The sequence below is a fragment of the Bulleidia sp. HCP3S3_C9 genome, assembly GCF_052064035.1.
GTDB lineage: Bacteria > Bacillota_I > Bacilli_A > Erysipelotrichales > Erysipelotrichaceae > Bulleidia.
On sequence record NZ_JBQHWJ010000034.1, the window covers coordinates 1 to 24,111 of the forward strand.

At 35.1% G+C, this 24,111-nt stretch carries 21 protein-coding genes, 2 tRNA genes and 1 riboswitch; of the genes, 9 read left to right on the top strand and 14 right to left on the bottom strand.

Annotation, left to right across the window (positions count from 1 at the left end; genetic code table 11):
* Positions 1-157: 157 nt before the first annotated feature.
* Positions 158-433 carry a helix-turn-helix domain-containing protein gene (locus tag ACTND6_RS06955; RefSeq protein WP_178176509.1) on the bottom strand — a complete coding sequence of 92 codons (276 nt, stop codon included), beginning with the start codon at positions 431-433 and terminating at the stop codon, positions 158-160.
* 162 nt (positions 434-595) lie between these two features.
* Between ACTND6_RS06955 and ACTND6_RS06960 the strand changes: the two genes are divergently transcribed.
* From ACTND6_RS06960 to ACTND6_RS06975, 4 genes are all read left to right on the top strand, one after another.
* Positions 596-1,807: a hypothetical protein gene (locus ACTND6_RS06960; protein WP_441023166.1), complete on the top strand. Its 1,212-nt coding sequence runs from the start codon at positions 596-598 to the stop codon at positions 1,805-1,807.
* 11 nt (positions 1,808-1,818) lie between these two features.
* Positions 1,819-2,085 carry an ACT domain-containing protein gene (locus ACTND6_RS06965; protein WP_178176511.1) on the top strand — a complete coding sequence of 89 codons (267 nt, stop codon included), beginning with the start codon at positions 1,819-1,821 and terminating at the stop codon, positions 2,083-2,085.
* A gap of 8 nt (positions 2,086-2,093) precedes the next feature.
* Positions 2,094-3,458, top strand: a complete 1,365-nt coding sequence (locus tag ACTND6_RS06970; RefSeq protein WP_441023164.1) for a PFL family protein — start codon at positions 2,094-2,096, stop codon at positions 3,456-3,458.
* A 408-nt stretch (positions 3,459-3,866) separates the two neighbouring features.
* Entirely contained in the window at positions 3,867-5,024 is a 1,158-nt protein-coding gene (locus ACTND6_RS06975; protein ID WP_441023162.1) for a hypothetical protein, read from the top strand.
* A gap of 123 nt (positions 5,025-5,147) precedes the next feature.
* Here ACTND6_RS06975 and ACTND6_RS06980 read toward each other — a convergent pair whose 3' ends face one another.
* Positions 5,148-8,390, bottom strand: coding sequence for an SNF2-related protein (locus ACTND6_RS06980; protein ID WP_441023160.1), 3,243 nt, complete (start codon positions 8,388-8,390; stop codon positions 5,148-5,150).
* Positions 8,391-8,478: 88 nt separating this feature from the next.
* On the opposite strand from ACTND6_RS06980, the gene ACTND6_RS06985 reads away from it, so the two are divergent.
* Entirely contained in the window at positions 8,479-9,066 is a 588-nt protein-coding gene (locus tag ACTND6_RS06985) for an O-methyltransferase (protein WP_441023158.1), read from the top strand.
* Positions 9,067-9,203: 137 nt separating this feature from the next.
* On the opposite strand, the gene ACTND6_RS06990 is transcribed toward ACTND6_RS06985, so the two are convergent.
* Positions 9,204-10,649 carry a hypothetical protein gene (locus ACTND6_RS06990; RefSeq protein ID WP_441045076.1) on the bottom strand — a complete coding sequence of 482 codons (1,446 nt, stop codon included), beginning with the start codon at positions 10,647-10,649 and terminating at the stop codon, positions 9,204-9,206.
* Positions 10,650-10,832: 183 nt separating this feature from the next.
* Between ACTND6_RS06990 and ACTND6_RS06995 the strand changes: the two genes are divergently transcribed.
* Positions 10,833-12,185: an MATE family efflux transporter gene (locus ACTND6_RS06995; protein ID WP_441023156.1), complete on the top strand. Its 1,353-nt coding sequence runs from the start codon at positions 10,833-10,835 to the stop codon at positions 12,183-12,185.
* A gap of 51 nt (positions 12,186-12,236) precedes the next feature.
* Here the strand turns inward: ACTND6_RS06995 and ACTND6_RS07000 are convergent, their stop codons facing one another.
* From ACTND6_RS07000 to ACTND6_RS07045, 10 genes are all read right to left on the bottom strand, one after another.
* Entirely contained in the window at positions 12,237-13,004 is a 768-nt protein-coding gene (locus ACTND6_RS07000) for a zinc ribbon domain-containing protein (RefSeq protein WP_441023154.1), read from the bottom strand.
* Between the two features lie 111 nt (positions 13,005-13,115).
* Positions 13,116-14,459 carry a dicarboxylate/amino acid:cation symporter gene (locus ACTND6_RS07005; protein ID WP_441023152.1) on the bottom strand — a complete coding sequence of 448 codons (1,344 nt, stop codon included), beginning with the start codon at positions 14,457-14,459 and terminating at the stop codon, positions 13,116-13,118.
* 255 nt (positions 14,460-14,714) lie between these two features.
* Positions 14,715-15,146, bottom strand: coding sequence for a hypothetical protein (locus ACTND6_RS07010; protein WP_441023150.1), 432 nt, complete (start codon positions 15,144-15,146; stop codon positions 14,715-14,717).
* 1 nt (position 15,147) lies between these two features.
* A riboswitch (Lysine riboswitch) is annotated at positions 15,148-15,314 on the bottom strand.
* Positions 15,315-15,364: 50 nt separating this feature from the next.
* Positions 15,365-16,183, bottom strand: coding sequence for a TPM domain-containing protein (locus ACTND6_RS07015; RefSeq protein WP_441023149.1), 819 nt, complete (start codon positions 16,181-16,183; stop codon positions 15,365-15,367).
* A 7-nt stretch (positions 16,184-16,190) separates the two neighbouring features.
* A complete protein-coding gene (locus tag ACTND6_RS07020) occupies positions 16,191-17,294 on the bottom strand; it encodes a hypothetical protein (protein ID WP_441023147.1) in 1,104 nt (367 codons plus the stop codon).
* 194 nt (positions 17,295-17,488) lie between these two features.
* The gene (locus ACTND6_RS07025) at positions 17,489-18,694 is read right to left on the bottom strand and encodes an SPFH domain-containing protein (protein WP_441023145.1); all 1,206 of its coding nucleotides are present in this window, start codon (positions 18,692-18,694) and stop codon (positions 17,489-17,491) included.
* 124 nt (positions 18,695-18,818) lie between these two features.
* Positions 18,819-19,106, bottom strand: a complete 288-nt coding sequence (locus ACTND6_RS07030) for a winged helix-turn-helix domain-containing protein (protein ID WP_441023144.1) — start codon at positions 19,104-19,106, stop codon at positions 18,819-18,821.
* Positions 19,106-20,605 (bottom strand): hypothetical protein, encoded by a 1,500-nt coding sequence (locus ACTND6_RS07035; protein WP_441023142.1) that lies wholly within the window; start codon positions 20,603-20,605, stop codon positions 19,106-19,108. Before ACTND6_RS07035 ends, ACTND6_RS07030 begins: the two co-directional genes overlap by 1 nt.
* On the bottom strand, positions 20,595-21,482 hold the full coding sequence (locus ACTND6_RS07040) for an ABC transporter ATP-binding protein (protein ID WP_441023140.1): 888 nt from the start codon (positions 21,480-21,482) through the stop codon (positions 20,595-20,597). The genes ACTND6_RS07035 and ACTND6_RS07040 overlap by 11 nt, the downstream gene beginning before the upstream one ends.
* A complete protein-coding gene (locus tag ACTND6_RS07045) occupies positions 21,476-21,835 on the bottom strand; it encodes a GntR family transcriptional regulator (RefSeq protein WP_441023138.1) in 360 nt (119 codons plus the stop codon). The genes ACTND6_RS07040 and ACTND6_RS07045 overlap by 7 nt, the downstream gene beginning before the upstream one ends.
* 184 nt (positions 21,836-22,019) lie before the next feature.
* On the opposite strand from ACTND6_RS07045, the gene ACTND6_RS07050 reads away from it, so the two are divergent.
* Positions 22,020-22,757: a hypothetical protein gene (locus ACTND6_RS07050; protein ID WP_441023136.1), complete on the top strand. Its 738-nt coding sequence runs from the start codon at positions 22,020-22,022 to the stop codon at positions 22,755-22,757.
* A gap of 92 nt (positions 22,758-22,849) precedes the next feature.
* Here ACTND6_RS07050 and ACTND6_RS07055 read toward each other — a convergent pair whose 3' ends face one another.
* A complete protein-coding gene (locus ACTND6_RS07055; protein ID WP_441023134.1) occupies positions 22,850-23,488 on the bottom strand; it encodes a hypothetical protein in 639 nt (212 codons plus the stop codon).
* A gap of 186 nt (positions 23,489-23,674) precedes the next feature.
* On the opposite strand from ACTND6_RS07055, the gene ACTND6_RS07060 reads away from it, so the two are divergent.
* Together ACTND6_RS07060 and ACTND6_RS07065 are read left to right on the top strand one after the other, a co-directional pair.
* Positions 23,675-23,747 (top strand) — tRNA-Asn (locus ACTND6_RS07060).
* Between the two features lie 67 nt (positions 23,748-23,814).
* A tRNA-Asn gene (locus tag ACTND6_RS07065) sits at positions 23,815-23,890 on the top strand.
* Positions 23,891-24,111: the final 221 nt, after the last annotated feature.

Consider the following 24,111-nt stretch of genomic DNA (forward strand, 5'->3'; position numbering starts at 1 on the left):
TATACTTTTACCTCGCAGTTAAAGTGTATATCCAGCAATATGATTTTATTGTACTAAAAAGCGGACACTAAAGAGATTTCTGAACTTTTTTGAATCAGGTGGTCAGTTATGATTATTTTCAAAATAAAAAAACAAGTGAATTTCACTTGTTCATCGATTACAGCTTTAGATATTTCATTAATCGTTGTAAGTGTTCTGTGAATTCATTAAACTGTTGATCTGTTTTAATGCTTCCAGAAAAGTTTGTTTCATAATATAGAAATTCAACAGTAACATTAAAAAAATCAGCAATTTTAAATGCAAGATCTACGCCTGGTACTTGAATCCCATTTTCAATTTTACTTAATGACTGTTGCGTGCACCCAATTTGTTCAGATAGTTCTGTCTGTGAAAGACCTTTTTCTATTCTTAATGACTTAATGCGATTTTTCATATATACATTGTAGAAGTGTAAAATCAATATAGTTACATTGATTAGATGTATCCAACAACTAATATATGTAAAAACATAAAACTGATGTTTTTATGATAAAAATACCAAATTTCAGCGTTTCTTCATATAAGTTTGTGATAAGACTGATATAATACATACGTGATGAAAAAATTATTGAAGGTAGCAATTATATCCACGTTATTGCTTTATGGATGTACAAATAAAAAACAACAACAGTCAGTATCTTCTACTACAAAAGAAGAAACAAAATTAACAAAGCATACAGGTGATGCATTCGCATCTTATATAGAATCTTTAAACAATATTAATAGTGCTTCTAGTTATAGTGCTGGTATTAATTCAGCATATACTATGGGCTACAGCGATGATACAAAAGATATATTTGAGTTTGATGGTGTTTTAGAAACAGAAAAGACAGACGCGGATACAAAAGCCCATTTAACGCAGAATATTGAATCAAATGGTGGAACATTTAACATCGAGGGTTATTACTATGGAGGAAGACTTTACAATAATTATAATGATGTAAAGTATTATGAGGACATGGATTATACAGATGTTGAAAAAACAATGCTTGTTCCATTACAACCGTATGCGTTTGATAAAAAAATGATTGATTCAATTCACGCAGATGATGATGCAAATGGAAATGTTATTTATACAATTCTATTAAACGCGGATCATGCTTCGGATTTATTCAGTGATCGTTACGATACATATGGATTGAAACAATATGATGATTATCAGGTCACAAGTAATAAAATTGTTGATACATTTGATAAAGATGGATATTTCATCTCAGAAACGACAGAATTCAATGCAAGTGTATCCAGCAGTGGGCAAAAAGTAAGTATTAAATATACAAGCTCTGTGAATTATTTGAAACTAAACAACACTTCAGTTTCAATCAGTAAAGATCAGAAAAAAGAGATGAAAGAATATGTATATTTTGAAGATATTGATACCTCTTCACTCAGTTCTGATTCGCAATACGATGATACTGCAGAAAAGACTGTAACTGATACATTCAAGAAGAGATTAGTAAATCGTCTTGGATATGAAAAAGCAAATGATGGTTCATATCAGCAAAGTTTTAATGAGAATGAAGCATATATCATTGATTTTAAGAATTATACATTCACATACACAAAGTATAGTATTCGGTATACATACAACTGGAAAGGTGATATTTCGACAATGGGGTCTTGTACAGTAAATTATCAAAAAGATAAACAATCATCTAGTTGTAAAGATAGTACTGTTGAGATGATGAAAACAGTGAAACAATACTTTGAGATGGAATTGTATTATTGTGGATTATCTTTAGATGATTTACAAAAAGAGGCAAAATAGGAGGAAAGTTTATGAGAGCCGTTATTTCAGTTGTTGGAAAGGATCATCCAGGAATTTTAGCATTTGTTGCAAGCAAGTGCGCAGAAAAAGAAATTAACATTGTGGATGTAACTCAAAAGGTTTTACAGGGCTTATTTACAATGATGATGATCGTTGAAGTTCCTGAAGGATTGCAGGTACAGGAAATTACTTCATCTTTTGAACAATATGGAAAAGAAGAAGGTTTGGATATTCATGTGATGGCAGAAGATATCTTTAATGCCATGCATACAATCTGAGGTGTATTATGTGGACTACAGCTTCAGATAATATTTTAGAAACAATTCGAATGATCGAAGAAGAAAACCTTGATATTCGTACAATTACAATGGGCATTAATCTTTTAGATTGTGCAGATAGTGATATTGATATTTCTTGTAAAAAGGTTTATGAAAAAATCACTACAAAAGCCAAAAATCTAGTCAAAGTTGCAAAAGAAATTGAAAGTGAATACGGTATTCCAATTATTAATCAGAGGATTACAGTTACCCCAATTTCTCTTTTAGTAAGTGTTTCTGGTGGTGATCCAGTAAAGTATGCTAAAACATTAGATGCTGCAGCGAAAGAAGTTGGTGCATCATTTGTGGGAGGATATTCTGCACTTGTTCAAAAAGGTATGACAAAGGGTGAAGAAGCTTTGATTCGCTCGATTCCACGTGCATTAGCGGAAACCGATATTGTATGTTCTTCTGTAAATATTGGTTCTACAAAAGCAGGAATCAACATGGATGCGGTTAAACTTATGGGTCAAATCGTTCGTGAAACGGCTGAAATCACAAAGGATAATAATTGTTTTGGTGCTGCAAAACTAGTTGTATTCTGTAATGCAGTAGAAGATAATCCATTTATGGCTGGCGGATTCCATGGTGTCAGTGAGCCAGATGTAGTTATCAATACAGGTGTATCTGGTCCTGGTGTTGTTAGAGAAGCAATTAGAAAAGCTGGTAAAGATGCATCCATGAATGAAATTGCTGAAATTATTAAAAAGACAGCATTTAAAGTAACACGTATGGGGCAATTGGTTGGTGCAGAAGCTGCAAAGAGACTTGGTGTTCCATTTGGTATTGTTGATTTATCCTTAGCCCCTACACCAGCTGTTGGCGACTCTGTTGCACAGATCCTTGAAGAAATTGGATTAGAAACATGTGGTGGTCCTGGTACGACGGCATGTCTTGCAATGTTGAATGATGCTGTTAAGAAGGGTGGCATTATGGCAAGTTCTTCTGTAGGTGGTTTAAGTGGTGCGTTTATTCCAGTCAGTGAAGATGCAGGTATGATAGCTGCAGCGGAAAAGGGTGTATTAACACTTGAAAAGCTTGAAGCAATGACATGTGTTTGTTCTGTTGGTTTAGATATGATCATTATTCCTGGAGATACAACTGCTGAAACAATATCTGCAATCATTGCGGATGAAGCAGCAATTGGTATGATTAATACAAAAACAACAGCTTGTCGTTTAATTCCAGCGATTGGTAAAGAAGCTGGAGAAAAGCTTGTGTTTGGTGGATTACTTGGAGAAGGTCCAATCATGCCAGTTAAAACAACAAAAGCAGATGTCATGATCAACCGTGGCGGAAAGATTCCTTCACCAATCAACTCATTAAAGAATTAATGCATATACTCTCAAGACAAAACTGTTTTGAGAGTTTTTCTTATAAGAAATGTGATAATAGAAAATCAGAAAAATAGTATAGTTATATATCTGAAAGATGAATAAGCATGATGAAAGCAAACGCAATTGATTTCATAATATCGATTATTAATGGAATCTAGATGAATCATCTTTATACATGTCATTCAGTCAGAATGGACAAAGCATGTGAGCTTCATCATGCTGATAGTGATACTTCATAGATATCCAAAATATCTGATTATGTGAAAATTCTATTTAAGAACATAGATGAAATTCTTCTTCAGCAGTTCTTGTCTTGATTCTTTTATCTTAACAATTATTTATTCTGATATAAAGTCTTTTTTTTCTAATAAAGTACTCTATTCTAGAATTAAGGAAGGATAATTTATGCTGAATTACAATCCATCATGGTTTAAATGCAAATTATACAATTTTCTGATTTATCTGATTGCAAGTGCACTTTTTCTATCTGGATGTGATATACAGAAGGAACATCACGCAAATATTTCAGAAGATATTGTTTCTCCAATCCAGCAAGCATCTTTTTGCACGAATATATTTGCGGCAGTTTCTGATGAAGCTATGTATTATCAAATTGAGGGTGGAAAGCTATTTGCATTAGACCAAAAAGGAAATAATATTCAAATTGGTACCATGAATTTTGTGGATGATAAAGAAACTGGCTCTAGCAGAGATGGGATTCCTGCACCGAAAAGATATTCAGACACTGTGGGAACTGGTGTTGGAATGCTTTATTTTGATAGAAAGATTATTTATGAGAGTGAGTATTATACTGTAGATGGTCAAATGCGAAATCGTCTGAATGCATATGATCCTACGAACAATCAATTTCAAACAATCCTTGAATTTGATTTTCAACCATCTTACTTCACTTTACAAAAAGATGTAATTGCGGTAGCAGAAACGATTGCGTCAAGTAGAGAAGGAATTGTTCATTTTTTTGATTTGAATGGAAATGAAAAAAAAGTAATAAAGTTTGGTTCAGATGTTGTAAACATAACAAGTAATGGAAATGATATTATTATCTATTGTGTTGGATATTTGTATGGTGTAGATATTGATACGTTAGAACAACGCACACTTGTGCAAAGAGAGAATACCGCATTTGTATATGTAAATGATAATACATATTCATATTATTCTATTGATGCGGAGGAATTGGAAAAAGAAATACCTCAGGTTCATTCTGGTATTATAGACAATTTAAGCAATACTGAATTGTTTGGGGTAGATAATGCAATCATCGATTATTATGATGATGAAAATATCTATACAACGACACTGGAAAATAAGGTGAAGTATAGAATATATGACTGGAATGGCAATTTAGTGGATGAAATTATTCCATCTGAAACATTAGGTGCATCAGATGGTGCTATTCCGATAGCTTACCATGAAATGGATTATTCTAGTATCGTTCGGGTATGGAATGGACAACTTATCGCTTATCACTTTAATGAATCGGAAATAGAATTATTGTCTTGTAATCTTGAAACACATGCATGTGATTTTCTAAAATCATAGGTAAGCTATGTAAAAGAATGTTTAAAGAATTATGATTCATCAGCTAATTTACAACCGCATGGTTGCAGATTAGCTGTTTTTATAGTATGAAAAAAGAGAATCAATTTCGATTCTCTTAGTGCGTCATAATAATGCTAATAAATCATCTCTAGATAGATTAGAGGAAGAGATACCATCACCAGATAGGATCTTATTTGCTAGATCACTCTTTGATGCCTGTAATTCAAGGATTCTTTCTTCAATGGTATCTTTCATGATTAACTTATAAACAGTCACAACATTTGTTTGTCCAATACGATGCGCACGATCACTTGCCTGGTTTTCAACAGCAGTATTCCACCAAGGATCATAATGAATTACAATGTCTGCAGCAGTTAAATTCAATCCTGTTCCACCAGCTTTTAAAGAAATCAAGAAGACAGGTACATCGTCATTCTGGAAAGCTTCTACCATTTCAGCACGTTTCTTTTTCGAGGTTTTACCTTCTAATTTATAGTATGGAATCTTTTTCTCGTTTAATAGATTAGAAAGCTTATCTAACATTGTGGTGAATTGAGAGAATAGTAGAATTTTATGTCCACCTTCAATTGCATTGCATATAAGATCAATTCCCATATCTGTTTTAGCAGAATTCTGTCTATATTTATCATATAGTAATCCAGGATAACAACATAATTGTCTGAGCTTTGTTAGTTCGGCTAATATCGCAAATTTATTTTCTTTGAATTCCTGATCGGATTGTTTGCCAACAAGAAATTTGATTTTTTGGACTTCTGCTTCATAAAGCTTCTTTTGTTCACCTTCAAGTTGTGCATAGTAAACTTCTTCAAGTTTATCTGGAAGATCTTTTAATACATCTTTTTTCAGCCTTCTTAGCACAAACGGAGTAATCATTTGTGTGAGTTCTCTTTCCATCAGATCATCATGATCTCTTACAATTGGTGTCTCAAAACGCTCTCTAAATGTTCTATACGAGTAGAAGAAACCAGGCATGAGGTAATCAAAGATAGACCACAATTCAGATAATCTATTTTCAATTGGTGTACCAGTTAAAGCAATCTTGAATGAAGCATTAATATACTTCACAGCTTGAGAGTTTTGTGTGTTTGCATTCTTGATATATTGTGCTTCATCGATGACTTCACATGAGAACTGCATATCTTCATAACAATCAATATCTCTTCTAAGAAGTTCATAAGATGTAATCAATACTTCATTGTCTCTAGATGTTTGAATTAGTTCTTTTCTTTCTTCTGGTGTACCTTGAATCATACGATGCGGAATGGAAGGTAAGAACTTATCAATTTCCTTTGACCAGTTATATACAAGAGATGCCGGACATACAATTAACGTTCTTTTTCTATCTTTCCATGTTCCAAGCATTGCGATGACCTGTAATGTTTTACCTAGACCCATTTCATCAGCCAGTAAGCCACCAAATCCATTGTCTCTTAAGGCACATAGCCATTGCATGCCATGCAGCTGATATGGGCGCATTTCAGCGTTTAAATCAATTGGAGGTTCATAGTCTTCCTGATTGATTGTATGCATTTGCTGGATCATTCTTCTAAAAGAAGTATCATAGTCTAAGTTATATGCTTTTTTATCATTGAGTGTTTCAAGATACATTGCACGAAATTTTGGGATATCAGCAGTACCTTTTTCCAATTCTTTCTGACTTAGTGATAAAGAATCTTTGAGTGCTAACAGTTCATCAATATTGGAAGCTTCTGTATTTAAGAATGTTCCATCTTTTAAGCGATAGAATTTTTTCTTTTTATCATATTTAGATAATATTTCCGCAATTTCTTTCATAGAAAGCGTATCACTGACAAGATCTAAGCGAAGCAGGTCGTGATTTACAGAAACACCAACATTGACCTTTGGCATTGCTTTGATTGTAATTCTTTTTAACGCATCAGAAATATATACCGTTGCAAGTGACTGTAAGTATGGAATTGTAGCAGTTACAAATGTATAAATGCCTTCATCATCTCCATGAAATACAAATTTATGATTTAATTCATCAAGAGCATTAAATGAAGGAGCTATACGATTGACCATAAGAGCTTCTTCATCCTGATCACGTTTAGATAGATCTGTATCTGTTTCTGTGTTATAGACTGCATTGTTGTAGATTGCTTTGATTTCACATGTAATCGCGTCTTTTTGTGGACTATCTAAATAGAGTTCAAAAGATGGTTTTTCAATGACATAGTCATAGGGATCAAATCCATCATTTTTAACAAGTGTCGTTTTAGAAATGACAGGATAAACGTACTTAGAAAATTTAGGCAAATCTTCTTCAGAGATAAACTCTGGTTTTTCATTAACTATAGATAAATGACGTAAAAATGGAATCAAATCATCATTTGATTTCGAAATAAATATAGTAGAATTACGATAATCAAAGATATAGATATGATCATTTCCTAATGCGAAAGGATACTTTGCACCCTGAAAGATACATCCATCTTCTTTCTTTGTCAGGGACGTATGTATTTCAGGAATACCCTCTTCAACTTTAAATGGAAGATCATAATTTGTAATAGGATTGGATACAATGACATTTTGATCTTTTATCAGATTCATAAATGAATCTAAGTATCTACCACGAAGACATAAAGAACGCTTCATTGTTTGCTCCATATATCCGTAATAGCCATAATTGTAGTATTGGTTTGTATTTGAAGACATATATGAATCATCTTTATAGTATAAAGACATTAAAAATTCTATGACAGGTTTTGATTGCATATCAAATGCATCAATCGTATGAATAAACTCTAAGGATTTTCCGTAGTATTTGTTTTCATGGTTATGAACCAAAGTGCAAAAGGAATCAATGCTTTTAATGACATAAGAACGATTATCAGGTTTGTTTAAAGTGAAAGAAACCTCCACTTGTTCATCATTTGTACAATTTAATGTAGGTGTTATATGAACAATTGGCTGTACAGCATCTGCAGGTTTTGCATAGGTATCCAGTAAATCTTGAATGGAACGATCACTTTGTACAGATACAGGTTCTTTTGCATATCCATTTCCAATTGTGGATAATTTATCTTCATCAATATATTTCAACAAAACTGCAGCGATGTGTTTGCATGGTTCAAAGTTATCCTCGAAGTAAGGACATGTACAATCTTCTGTAATGATATTACCATTTTTCCCAAGTAATACACGCACTTGATATTCATCATATCCACTTGAGCTGTTAACCCATGTTTCAATTTCTGTCAGGCCAGAAGATTCTTGATCAAATACCATGAGATCACCAACATCATTTGAACGGAAAATATTTTCTCCTCTTTCAAAGATACGGTTATTTCCAATGTGACGTTTGATTGAAGCTTCATTGATCATAAAAAGCACCTCCTGAAGTATCTAACCATTTTACCATGAAAATAAGTTACACAGATATTGTTTGTCAATTTTCTGATAAAATATACTCATGGAAAAAACGTTGATTGAAATCCATGATGAAGCAAGAAAAGAGCATGTTCCTATTATGTTGGATGATGGGATGGCTTTTCTTTTGAATTATATTCGAAAACATGAAGGAGTACGAGATATTCTTGAAGTTGGTACTGCAGTTGGGTTTTCAGCGATTAATATGGCTAAAATACGCTGGGATAATACAATTGATACATTAGAAATCAATCCAAAAATGTATGAAAAAGCAATTCAAAATATCAAAAATGAAAAATTGGATGATAGAATACATGTGCATTTAATAGATGGTGCTGCATTTGAGACAAATAAAATCTATGATTTGATTTTTATAGATGCGGCAAAATCACAGTATCGCAGATATTTAGAACACTTCATGAAAAATAGTAGAATAGGTACTGTTTTTATTTTTGATAATTTGAATTTTCATGGAATTGTTGACAATGAAGAGTTATCTTCAAATCGAAGTACGATACAAATGGTTCATAAGATTAAAAAATTCAGAGAACATCTATTGAATGATGATCGTTTTACGACTGCATTTTATGATGTAGGGGATGGTATTGCGGTAAGTGTAAGAAAAATATAAATATAAAAAGAGTAGCGTCGAAAACTCGACTCTAAGAAGCTATCACTCGATAAAAAATCGATGAAATAGAAAAAAGGTGCGAACAAGGCGCACTAAAAACAACTTTGTAAAATGAAGTTCTTTTAAAACAGAATAGATTAAACTGAATCTTTGATCCAAGCATCAAGATGGATATTTATACAGGCAAATATTGTAAAGAAAGCATGCTTGTCTTTATTGCGTATCCTCATTTGATGTAAGTGGTAGTGGTTAAGCACACGATTGTTTATTCGTTCAGTGCTGGTTCTATTTCTGTATATCTTCTTCCAGGTTTCAGATTTATATGATAAAGGCCCTGCATTGCGAGCGGAATCACCATCATTAATATATGAAACTCTACCATAAGAAGATGTAGAACATTGATCAACGAAAGGACAGGAAGAAATGTCGCCCATAACAAGAGGACAACGGTATTTCTTTCTGCAGCGTTGAATATCGTAACCACAGAAATGCATCGGACGGTTAGCCATACAAACAGGAATGCCATCGTTATTGGTATGATTCTTTTCAACATATTCTTTTGAAGAATCTCTTCTTGGATTATGGTCAATAACTGGGATAATATTATTGTGCTGAAAGAATTGGAAGACCGGTAAAGAATCAGCCGCAGAATCATGACAAAAATATTTAGGATGTAGATCATGATTCATATCAAGAAATTGAGCGGCAGCAGAGATGCAGGAAAGAGCATCATGTCTCGAAGCGTTTTCGATGGAAGCGAAAACTGGAAGATCAATGTTCTTAAGAGGATTGTGGTAGGAAATATTGTAGAAAGTATAGCCTAGATAAAAAGATTCAAGATCCGAATCCCATCCAATGTCAGCATCTGGTGCTGAAAAACGGTAGATGTTATCTGAATCATCACCATCTAAAACCTTGTGACCAAAAGGAGAAGAGTGGATGTGCAAAGAAGAACCATCAGCTGAAAGGATAAGGTTGTTCTTGTCGATGAAACCAGAATCGATAGAAGGAATCACAGCCAGGGCGTTGAAGAGAGCCTGAAGAGTGAACATCATTCTATCTCTATCGCAATCAGCACCATCTTTGTATTTGTCCAATAGGTAGTAGGTGTCAGAGTGGGAGTAGTTGATTAGCTTTTCACCTTTCTTAGGTTTCTTGCCCTTTATTTTCTTGAAATGAGCTTTAGGAAAAAGCTCGTTCATATGAGAATCGACACCCGTCAAACGGACAATGAAATCATAGTGAGAAGCAACAGAAGGCGGTGAAAAGGAACCTACAAGATATTGAAGTAAAGAGTCGGAAGCTAAATCATCACACCATTTATGAAGAGAAAGATAGCCAAGATGCTGCATAAGAACAAAAGACCTGATGAAAACAGCAGGATCGATAGCAGGTCTGCCTGTAGAAGAATATAAAGGCAGAAGAATATCCTGGACAAGAGAAGGATCCAGCTTCTTGAGTTTGTGAGAAGCAGAAAGAAAAGATTTAGAAGAAAGTCTAAGATGTTGAGAAGAATCAAGAGAAGATTTGCGAGACTTCAGAAAAGCACGATAGTCCCAAATCGAAGAAAAATATTTGAGCATATAACTCACCTCCACGGTTTCATAATGAAGGCAAGCAAAGCGAGCCCGCGAAAATTGAAATTTGTCAATAGTTGACAAGAAAAAAGTGGGGGTAAAGTACAAAAAGTTGGCATAAAGAAAAGAGCGCTGTTACCAACTTTTTAGAGTTTTCGACAGCGCTCAAAAAAATAGGGGGAGAAAAGAATGAAAAGTAATTCAATGGTAAAAGATCTTACGAATGGATCTGTGCCTAAGCTTTTGTTTGCTTTTGCGGCACCGTTGTTTGTATCAAATGCATTACAGGCAATCTATAACATCGTTGATATGATTGTTGTAGGACAGGTGATTGGTGGATCTGGAATGTCTGCAGTTAGTACTGGGGGAAATATTCTTCACTTATTAACTTTCGTAGCGATGGGGTTTTCAAGTGCAGGACAAGTCATTATCGCACGTGAAGTTGGTATGCAGGATCATGATGGAATCAAGAAAACAATTGGGACACTGTTTACGCTTTTGTTTTCAATTGCATTATTGATTTCTGTGGGATGTTATATCTTTAGAGATAACTTATTACAGCTTGTTAATACACCACAGGAAGCATATGCATATACAATGGATTATACTGTCATCTGTATCTTAGGCTTGATTTTTATTTATGGATACAATGTTGTTTCTGCCATTATGCGTGGTATGGGAGATTCCAAAAGACCATTTATGTTTGTTGCAATTGCGGCAATTATCAACATTGTATTAGATATTGTATTTGTTGCAGGATTTAAGATGGAAGTTGCTGGAGCTGCCTGGGCAACAGTTATAGGTCAATCTTTTAGCTTTATTTTTGCTTTTGCGTATTTGTATAAAAGAAAAGAAGAGTTTGGATTTGACTTTAAATTAAAGAGTTTTATTCCAGATGGAAATGCAATGGCAAAGATTTCTGCATTAGGCATTCCAATGGCATTACAGTCTGCTTCTATTTCTATTTCACAGACGGTTGTTGCGGCATGGGTAAATTCCTTTGGAATCATTTACAGTGCAATTGCGGGTATCATCAGTAAACTCAATATGATGATGGGTATTATGTCAAACTCTATTACAACAGCTGCAGCAAGTATGATTGGTCAAAACTTGGGGGCAAGAAAGTATGATCGTGTTCCTAAGATTCTTGCCTGGGCATTTGGTGGAGCATTCACATTATCAGTCATTGGAAGTATTGTAATTAAATACGATCCAGATATGATATTTGGAATGTTTACTTCTGATGAAGCTGTATTAGCGGAAGCAACAATTATTGTTTTACCAGCAATTTTGAATTTCTTTGGTGCAGCGACACGCTGCTTTGCATTTGGTATTATTAATGGTTCAGGAAACTCTAAATTAAACCTGTGTGTTGCGATATTAGATGGCATGATTGCCCGTGTTGGCTTAGCTTATCTTCTAGGATGGGCGTTAGGTATGGGGCCAAAAGGGTTCTGGCTTGGTGATGCCTTAGCAGGATTTATGCCGCTTGTCATTGGTGGTGTATTCTATCTCAGTGGATTCTGGAAAAAAGAAGAGTAAAAATAAAACTCAGACTTGGATGAAAACAAATCATCTTTGTCTGAGCTTTTTTTATCTCTTCTTGTAAAGAACAAGTTCTGGATTGATTCCATCTTTTTCGTATGTGCAGATGAGTAAAAAATCCATGCTTGCAAGAATACCAAAACATCGATCTCCACCAAATGCAGATTCCAATTGATCGCCTAGATATGTTGTGTCATCATCCAGGAATTGTACTGCTTTTCCATTTGGAAGTGGATATGCAAGATTAACATATTTTCCAACGAGAGCATTTAATTTCTTAACTTCTGGCAACCCTTCAATATGAAGCGCATTGATTTCTTGTAAGAGTTGTTGTTTAAATGCTTCAAATTGTCCATCATCACTGAGTTCTTCATATCGTTTCCAGTAATCTAGCTGTGGAAGAATTTCTTCCATATAGGAACGTGCCTGTTCTTCAGTGAATTGATCATTGACCATGTTCTTTACACATATGTCAATTAAGTCATTCATGTTATGATACGTGTATGTTCCATCTGCATAGCACCATTTGCAGTATTCTTCATTGAATGATCCATCACTTTCATGACTTATGATGGAATCATCTGTAAGTGGCATTCCACAACATTGACAAATAAGCTTTCTAGGTGAGCCTAAAAGCGTATTGATGGAAACGTTGAATTCTTTTGAAAGAAGTTTGAGAGTTTCAGTATTTGGAATTGTTTCTCCATTTTCCCACCGAGATACTGCTTGTCTAGTTACCATGACTTTTTTAGCAAGTTCATCTTGTGATAGTTTGTTTTTTTTGCGCAATTCTAAAATGATATCTTTTGTTTCCATTTTTGATTTCCTCCATTAACTATAAATTAGCAAAGAAAAGAACATGGGTAAAGCAACGCGTTGTTACCCATAAAAAAAGCCACTTCGTTTGAAGTGACTTTCATAGATCAATTATTTGCTTACTGTATTGAATACTTCTTCGTTGAGGGAGTTTTCACTCTTGCATACAACCATTGCACAGGCAGTATCACCTGTAACGTTTAATGCGGTAACAAGCATTTCAATTGGTCGGTTGATTGCAAGAATCAATGCATATACAGATAATGCGATTGGATTTGTGAAACCAACACCAGATAAGATTGTGAATAGGATAATTGCACCTGCACCTGGAGCAGCTGGTGTACCAACAGAAGCAATAACAGCTAATAGACCAATTAAGATCAACTGTGGAAGGTGTACTGTGTATCCAGCAACACCTGCGATAAAGATTGTAGCGACAACCTGCATTAATGCAGTACCATCCATGTTGATTGTCATACCAAGTGGTAATATGAAGGATGCGATTTCTTCAGATATACCTAATTCTTTTTCTGCAGTTTCAATATTCATTGGAAGAGTAGCTGCACTTGAAGATGTTGAAAAACCAAATAATGCAACCTTAGCAATCTTCTTTGCGAAGATTGTTGGGGACAGCTTTGTTGTAACGGATACGAACAATGGATAGAAGATAAATAAGAATGCGAGTAGTAATACTGTTGTTAATACAATATAGCTAAGTGCTGGTTTTAAATAAGACACACCATACGCTGCGCATGTTCTTGTTAATAAGCAGAAGATTGCGACTGGAGCGAATGTATTAACGATCCAGGATAAGATGATAGTAACAAGTTCGGAAATCTGTTCACAAAGAGCTGTGATCTGTTTGAACTTTTCTTTATTTGTATTAACGCCAAGTCCAACAGCAACAGCGCAGACAACAATTGCTAATACACCGCCATTATTGCTCAATGCAGATACAAAGTTGTTTGGCACTGCGTTAACGATGAATAGTAATGGGTTTGAACCACTCTTGCCAGCAGCTGCTTCAAGGTTTGTTTCAACAGCCTGGAAAAGACCAGCGTTATAAGTAATCATTCCACAAACAGCGGCAACTAAAATTGCGATAACTGTTGTTAATAAAAAATAGCCAATTGTTTTACTAGCAATTCTACCAAGTTTCTTAGCATCAGATATTCTAATCATTGCAATAACAATAGATGTGAATACCATTGGGATGATGATAACTTGCATTGAATTAACAAACAATTGACCAACAATATAAAATAAACCAATAGCTTTTTCATTTCCTTCAGCTGTAATGTCAGCAAACAATAAATTGTTAATCGCTGACCATGTCGCTTCTTGACCGTTTTCTGTGAGATTAACCCTTAAAAAAATAGCCCCAATACCGACAACTATGCCAAGTATCAGTGCAATGACCATTTTTTTAGCTAATGACATTTTTGAATTTTTCATAGTTCCTCCTGAAATTGCCTGAACTATGATATCAAATAAAAAAGATTTGTCTATATATTTTTGAAAAAATATGTGAAAGCTGTGGGTGAAAAATGTTTATAAATGAAAAATTATATTTTTTCATAGCAAAAAGCAAGCCGAAGCTTGCTTCATATTATTCAACATTTGAAATGTGTGGCAGTACATCCTTTGGAATTAGACACTTATAGGAATTATCCTGTAGTCTAGTTTTCAATTCAGCTTTTGCTTTTTCAATCATTTCAGGATTTTGATACAGTGTTTTTGCGGCATCAAACAATACATCACCTCAAGCATACAGCCTTTATATGCAATACTGCTCTTACCTTGTGCAACCCATTGCCAGCTATGTGCACCTGCACCAATGGAATAACATGCAGTATTAATTTGTGCAGTAGGAACACACCAGGAAACGTCACCGACATCTGTAGATCTCATTTCACAAACAGCAGAGTGATTTGTTTCAATGAAATAATCATTGATTGGTCTTTCTTTGATGTTTTCAATAACTTTCTGCTGATCCTTTGCAAACTGTGGAGTATCACTGAGTACATTCTTGATATCAAATGTATCTTTGAAAGACTGAGCATAAGCTAATTCTTCATCTGTATAGTCGTTCTTGTAAAAAATAAAACCGTCTGGTAAGAGATGTGATTGAACAAAATACATGAACAAACAAAGCACCTCTTCTTTTAGAAGGAGTGTTATGAATGTTATTTATAACACTACGGAACATATTTACCAATATGCTTCGTTCGGCGATGATTACCTTTCACTTGCTTCTTTGTCCGTCGGTTCCACAAGATACTTATTTGCATCGCTACCTCTTGTTTTGATTTTTACTAGAAGAAAAGCTATAACAGATGTACTGCTATAGCTTTATGGATCTAGAAGTGTCCGCCACTAGAGTGCATTCCCCCACTGCTAGAGAAACTGCTTCCTCCAGGTGAGGAATCGTTGTCATCATGTTTTGGAATTGGAGCTCTTGTGACAGATTCATACAGGAACATATCACGGCTGTTTGTTAAATGTACGCCATTGCCTGGTACATAGGAATGTGCTGTTGTTGCGATGGCTTTTGTTTTGTGCTTGCTTTTTTGTGCGAGCACTGTGATGAGTGCAATGATTGGTGGCAAGCCAAATGTGATGCCTTTTTTGATTGGTGTGGAATCTGCAGGTTCATCATAGTTGCTTCCATAATGTTCGCCATTTTCACTGTAGTATGCCATTAAGCCATCCGCTTCTTTGATGTAATCGCGAATTGCGGAATAGTAATCGTGCTCATAGAGACCGCTGCGTGCAGCTGAATCCATGATATCCATGCCATCTAAAGAGAACATAGACTGTTTATCACAATATGGAATATAAACCTGGTAAGAGCCACCTTTTGAACATTGTGTAATCAGTAGTAATACACCATTGTCAGTATTGCCATATCCTAAACTTTCATCTGTATAGTATTTTTCAATGAAGTTTGTCATATCATCATATGACTGTTCTGTTGAATCTTCGATGATTCTTGCGTAAACTCCAAATTCATACTGGTCTGCAATTTGTGCAGCATATGCATTTAATTCATCTACTTCTTCTTGAGAAAGTGCACCATAGGTATCTTCTACATATACATCACTCGATGCGTGGATTGGTATAAAAGGAATCAAGAGAAAGAGTGCGATCAATAAAATCATGTTTCTAATTGTTTTCATAGTATCTTCACGCTCCCATCACTTGAAATAAGATGACATACAGTAAAGCAATACCAATGACTGTAATCAAGAGAAATCGTAGAATCATCTTTGTTTTATCAATTGGCAAATCATCACCAATCATCTTTCCTGTTTGACCATTCATAGCGAACAGGTAATTCTTGCCTTGATATTGTGTAGATAACAGCCATACTGGCAGGAATGCGTAGTGAACTGTACCTGGTGTAATTGTTGTATTTGTTTTATCTGATACGTATGTCTGGTATCCAGTGACTGTTTCTTCTAAAAGAGAAATCGTTGTATTTTTAATTCTCTGATTGACTCTTTCCGCATCTTCTTCTATCGATACGTCATATTTATCAGCTAAATAGCCAGGCAAATATGACATCTGGAATGGAACAAGATCTTTGTAGTCAAATGGTTCAATAGAATCCATGAAATCATCTGGCATCTTGGAAGAACCATCAGCAGGTACTTTCTGAAACTCAACAGTTCCATCTCTTTCAATACGGAAATGACGTGTTGTTGTGACGATTTCATCATCTGTTTCATAAGAGGAAGAAGTTGTTGCTGATCCTCTTAAGTGTGCATCTACAGTACCGTCATACAGCCAGAATGGCACGTATACACCTTTGATTTCTTCAATGTGGTTGCTTTCTGTGAATGCTTTTGGCAGGAATGGTTTTCCTTTGTAGAAGTTCTTTAATTCTTTGACTGCATCTTCTTTGATCAGTTTAAAAGGAATGACGTAATCTGGCTTTAAAGAGCCTTCAAACTGTGCAGGAACTACTGTTGGATTTCCACAATATGGACATCTTGTTGCGGCAGTGTTTGCATCAGAAATGAGTTGTGCACCACAGCTTGGGCAGTTGTATGCACGCATGTTTTTTGCTTCTTCTTCATTCCATTGCAGAAGTTCTGCATTTTCTTGCTGTTTCTTTTCAGCATCTACGGAAATTGCTTCCTGGTTTTTCTCGAAAAAAACTTTATCAATTTCATCCACTGTAAATGTAGAACCACAGCTATCACATTTTAGCTTGGATGAAACGGGATCAAATCTGAGTGGCCCATTACAATTAGGACACTGATAATTCGTTAATTGTTCTGGCATAGAATAATCCTTTCTATCTTGTCAGTGCTTTTGAAAGTATAAGTAAAATAATGAAAAGGGCGATGGAAGAAAGACCTAAAAGAATGCCAATCAAATTATTAGACTGCAGCTGTCGTTTATATCTTTCCTGATCAATGATTTTCATATCTTTTTTTACATGAAAAGGTCCGGATTCCGGACCTTTTGTTAAATCATTATGCCGGTTTCTTTTCTCCGCAGTTGTTGCAGAAGTTACCAGTATTTTCTGTGTTGCATTTTGGGCAGATCCACTTTGCGTTTGCTGGATTTGCTTCACCACAGTTCGTGCAGAATTTACCAGTATTCGCTGTTCCACACTTTGGACATGTCCATCCAGCTGCAGGAGTTACTGGAGCTGCAGGTTGTGCTGGCTGTGCAGGCTGCTGGTTGAGTAATACGTTAGCATTCACACCACCGCTTGCCTGTGCTGCATTAAGTCCTACAAAACCCATTGCTGCGCCATTTGCATTATTTGCGGCATCTCTCATTGCCTGTGCCTGTGCACCGACGATAGCAGCACCTGCTAGATTTGCATTTGTATATGCAGCATCTTTTTGCATCTGCTTGATCATCTTTTCGTCTTCTTCATCAGCCTTGATAGAAGAAATACCGAAGGAGACGATTTCAATACCTCTTTGATCTCTCCATTTCTTGGATAGTTCGTCATTTAGTGCTTCTGCTAGTTCTAGTGTGTGTGCAGGAATTTCTGAGTAACGAACACCTGCAGCGCCGATTCTAGCGAATGCTGGCTGTAAAGCTGTTAATAATTCAGAACGCATCTGATCTTCGATATCAGAAACTTTGTATACTTCTGATACGTTGGAACAAACGTTTGTGTAGAAAAGGATTGGATCAGAAATCTTGATGGAATATTCACCAAAAGCCTTGAGAGAGATGTCTAAGTCAATCCCTGCTCTTTGATCAAGAACTCTGAATGGAACAGGGGAAGCTGTTCCGTACTTCATGCCTGGAATTTCCTTTGTGTTGAAGAAGTAAACTCTTTGATCTGTTCCTGTTTCTCCAGCAAATGTAATTCTCTTTCCAATTTGTGCGAATACATCTTTTACAGAAGAGGAAAGGCTCTTGCCTGTAAAGATAGATGGTGCTGTTTTGGAGTCATATTTGTATTCTCCAGGTTCTGCACAGATATCAACGACTTTACCTTGTTCAACAATGACTAAGCATTGACCATCAGCAACCGCAATGACAGATCCATCAGAAATGATATTGTCATTTCCACGGTTAGCACCGAAACCTGATGTCTTCTTATGACCTTTTACACAAATTGTATCGGCAGGAATTGCATCACAATAGAAATACTCTTTCCACTGATCGCTAAGTGTGCTACCTGCTGCATTAAGCGTAGTTAAAATTAGTCCCATATTATTCTCCTGTCTGTAGTGTAAGTGAACACTATCTTTTGTTAATTCCATTGTAGCTGAAAATGGAATGGAAAACTATTAATTTATATGAAAAGTTGCATGAAAATGAAAAACAGCTTCCAAACTAGGAAGCTGAGTTGAAACGATATCCACGTTTCCAGAAAGAATCTAAGATTTTTTCGGAGTGAGAACTTTCCAGTTTTTCGCGAATATGGCAAATATGAACACATATAATTGAACGACAACGGAATGGTTCTTCTTTCCAAACATTTTCATAGATTTCTTCTGCAGTATGGATTTCATCTGGGTGATCCATCAGAAATGATAGAATGCCAAATTCTTTGGATGTAAGCTGTTTTTCTGTACCGTCTTTTAAGACTGTGTTATTTGTATTGTTGAGTGAAAGGTTCATTATTTGACCTCCTTTAAATATTCATCGAGTGTATAGGTTTGATAATTATCAGTTTCATAGTCATAGTATTCAAGTTCAATTGTTCCAACCTTTGCAAGCTGTTTGAGTTCTTCTATTGTGAATACATCTTTTGTCTGATAGGAGCAGGAAGCTACATCTTTGTTTTGAATTGCGTTACTGATGTAGAGGTCTGCACCTTTATCGTAATAGGATTGTGAAGTTGTAAACCATAGATCAATTGCCTGCTTTCTATATGCTTCTAGGATAGATAAAGCCTGTTTGTATTTTTCTGTGTCTAATTGATCTGTTGGAATATCAATGTTGATGGATAAGTTGACGGAATAATTCGCTTCCAAATCTTTAGAAGAAAGATCTTTATTTAAGTTGTTCTCATTTATATAGTAGTTGATCTTTTCTCCTGCGTTGAGTGGATACTGGTATGGTAAGGAAAATGCATGGTTCATAAAGATGAACTTTCCACACCCAAATGTAATGAGTGCAGCTGAAACAAAGTAGAGAATATTCTTCCAGTAGAATTTGATCTTTCTTTTGTATACAAAGATAGAAATCAGATAGATACAGAATAAGAGAATGTAAAGAAGAATGAAGGAATCAATCATATTGGATTTGATGATAGAAAAACCTAGATTGACAAGGGAAACAAGCAAATAGAAATTGATGATAAATGGATAGGAGAAGAATGTGTTAGAGACCTGTTTTGCACGTTCTGTCTTTCTTTCTACAAAGTTTTTCTTTAAGAGGAAGCATGCAATACATGTATAGATGACTAATACTGTGATTTGTAAATAAGAAACATTTGGAACAAAGCTCATTCCATCATCAATAGCTTGCACGATACAATGAGAAATACTTGTGAAGTTGACAGCGACAATTGCAACTGGGGAAAATAGAATACCTTCTTCAAAGGATGACAGCATGAATGGAATGAGCAATAGATCGCTGATGGTTTCTGCGGTTAAGCTGATTGCAACGAAGATTGCGGAATACGCAGCTAACATTACAATTCCATCAAAGATGTTATTTGCAAATAGATAAATACAGGAATTGATGATGAGTAATGCAAGGATGCCTAATGCCATCATCGCATAAGAAGCAAAAAGTGATGAAAAGAAAACCGTAGTGGAACGCATTGTGAATAACAATGCGAATATAGAAGTAATCGCATAGTAGCTGAAGATCAGTACAAATGAGAAGGTGATTGTTGTGATTAATAGTTCTTTACGATCAATTGGAAGTGAGAAATACATATCACAACTTCTTTTTCGATGTACGAAGGAGAATAAGAAGACTGGCAGTGCAAAGCTCATGATGATAGATAGTACAAGAGAAGTTATTGTGGTAACTCTAAAGCAGTAAGCGGCTTCATTGCCAGGTGTTAAGAAAGAAGACATGGAAATCGCAACAAACATAATGCCAAAGAATACCCAGGCAATGATCTTGCTTTTGAATAGATATTTGAAATAGTTCTTATTGATCATTAGATTTGCTCCTTCCTTCTAATTCATAAATAAATAATTCTTCAAAGTTTACTTGTAATACATCGACAAGAATTGGATGCATTGCTTCAATTTGATTGAGAACTTCTTCCTGATTTCCTTTTGCGACGAGTTGATATACTCTGCCTTCATTTTCTAAGTGAAGGATATTGAAATTGTTGAATGCATCTAGGTTGACTTCTTTTTCAAATACAATCTGGTATTTGTTGATGTTTTCCTTGGAATCGGATAAATCACCGTATTCAAGCATTCTTCCATCTTCCAGGATGCCAAAGGAATCACAGATATCTTCTAATTCTTTCAGGTTGTGTGAGGAGATGATAACTGTCAGATGTTCATCTTCAATTAAATCAGCTAATGCCTGTTTGAATTTGTAGCGAATGAGTGGTTCTAGACCATCATATGCTTCATCTAATAATAAGAGTTTTGGCTCTGTGGATAATGCAAATAGCAGGGCAACTCGTCTTTTGTTGCCTTTAGATAGATTCAGAATAGAATCTTTCTCATCTAATTCAAACATCTTTAAGAATTTCTGGTATTTAGCTTCAGAGAAGTCATACATAGATTCATAGAGCTGTTTTACAGATTTGATTGTTGAGCCAATTGGGTAGAATTGTTCGTCAGAAACAAATGCAATTTCTTTACGGATCTTTGGATCATCATATGTATCACAGTCATTGAACAGAACACATCCTTGTTCAGGCTCATAGACCCCAGCAATGATGCGAAGCAGTGTGGATTTACCGGCACCGTTGATTCCGACGAGTCCAAAGATGGATCCATCTTGAATTTCTAGATCGAGTCCTTTCAGGACTTCTTTATTTCCAAAGTTTTTGTATAGCTTGTCAATTTTTAACATGTTGCATTCTCCTTATAGAGTATTTCAATGGCATCCATTAATTCTTGTTTCTGGACGCCTGAATCTTTGAGTGGCTGTAATACTTTTACGATTTGATTGGAATGAGATTGTTTAAGATCAATGTCTGAAACATAGACGCCTTTTTTAGGAATGTTATAAACATATCCATTCTTTTCTAATTCAATATATGCTTTGGATACTGTGTTTGGGTTGATTCCGTTTTCTTGGGCGAGTTGACGTACACTTGGCAAACGATCTCCAGGAGCTAGCACGCCTGCCTGAATAAAACGCAGTATCTGGTTTTGTATTTGTTCAAAGATTGGTTCTTTGCTTTGCGTGTTGAGAAGAAACATTTGAACTCCTTTCTGTCTTATCTGTCTAAACTGTACTATCTGTACTAGTGCAAGTCAATAGATATGACTGGAAATTAATAATTTTTAAAATTGTCGTCTTTGGATTGCTTATGTAAGCGCTTTCACAAGTTCCGACAGATTATGTGAATCTGTGATAAAATTATGTTAAGGAGATTTCATTATTATGAATAAGAAAATTATTTGCTCACTTTTATCATTAACACTTTTGGCTTCATGTAGCTCTACAAAGAACGAAAACGTTAAAAATACATCTGAAAGTGGAACTACAAAAACAAAAGAAAAAGAAAAATCTCAAAGCGAGTCTAGTTTGAAAAAGTCAAAAGAGCTATCATTGGAAGATTTGTCTTTTACGGAATATTTACTCGAGAATTCTTTTGGATCAGAATATTTAGTTGCTGTGAAAAATAATTCTGATTTAACAGTTGGAATTAGTGCGAATGCAACAGCTTATGACGCAAGCAATGCTTTATTGGGTGCAGCGTCATCATCGATTGATGTTTTAGGTCCAAATGAAGAATCTGTGATGCTTTTCTACTTTGATAGTGTCTCTGGAATAGATCATATTGATTATAAAGATAACATGCAGTATTCTGCTGACTCAAAATTGTATTATAATCCAGTTGTTTCTAATTTAAGTGTGGAAGACGGATTGAATGGGGATGTTTTAACTTTGGCTATTACTAATAATGGTGAATATGCAGCGCAATTTGTCGAAGCGTATGCAGTATTTATGGATGAAAATGGAACACCACTTCAAATTTCTTCTAATTATGTTACTGATTCAAATTATGAAATTGCACCAGGTGCAATGCAGTCAACACAAATAGAATACTATAGTTCATACGATAAAGGTGAATATGATCATGTGACTTATTACCTTACTGGTCGTGCAGAAAAATAATAAAAAGGGCTTATTTCAGTTATTCTGTAATAAGCTCTTTCTTTTGAATTTCTATTATGGAAAAATGAAATTGAAATACTATTAAATCAAAGTTAATTATTTCCTAGTTGTGAAGAATCTCCTGATTCAATTAAATTCCCTGATGGATCATAATAATTAACGATAACTTTATCTGCTGGGTGTCCACTAAATATGCCGTACATTCCGCCATAAACATAAAACGCCATTGCTGCAAAGGCTTCGTATATACCTACTTCTGTAGTTGATAGAGTTACATCAAATTGTGAGCAATTTGCATTATGCTTGATTTCTGTGAAAGCATATTGTTCATTGTCAATCATTTCTTTTGAAGCTGAATCAATGCCTTCTAAAAGTGTTTTAAGCATAAGAGCGTGCTGTGGTTTTGTCATTTTATAAGTGACAGAACCATCTTCGTTTAGTTTGGCAGTCATATATGTATCTCCTGCACCCTGATCTAATGACTCTTGAGTTACATCGTTTTCGTAGGTTGCAGGAATTGTGATTGATACAGTAAGAATTCCGTTATTGACTTCGACGTCTCCTAAGGCTGCCAGTTCCTGTTTGTCGGCTTCGAATTGTTGTTCTTCTGAAGATTTTTTTTCTTCAGATGCTGCGATTTCTGATGATTTCTTCTCATCTTTTTGAGAACTGCATGCAGTTAAAGGTGAAAGTGCATTAAAAATAAGCAATAATGATAATAATTTTTTCATAATAATCTCCCTGAATTTACTAATATTATATCAAATATAATAATTTAATCTAACAACCAATTGGAAATGAAAATAGAAAACTAAAAATATGTAAATAAGATTCCTATAATGGATTGATGAGGTTGATTGAATAATTTTTAAAATACTGCTTGCGTATTTTATGAATCGTGATAAACTATTGTTGTTGCCTTAATAGCTCAGTCGGTAGAGCACCTGGCTGTTAACCAGGGTGTCACAGGTTCGAGTCCTGTTTAAGGCGCTCTTTTTTTTGTTTTTTTGAAAAAAGTATTTGCATTTTATTGAATCTATGATATTATATTGTCCGTGCCTTAATAGCTCAGTCGGTAGAGCACCTGGCTGTTAACCAGGGTGTCACAGGTTCGAGTCCTGTTTAAGGCGCCATATCAAGAAGGATCTGGGAAGAAATTCCTCAATGTCATTAAGTTAAGGCATTGAACCAATTGAATCTCTAAAGTGCACTGCGCATTAACTTGCGTAGTGCTTTTTTTCTTCAATGAAATATTTTTCTCAGATATGAACAAATCGTTCATATTTACGCATAAATATGCAAAATATTGCTTGACAGGCTTGAAAACGGAACATTAAACATAATCCGAAGGAAA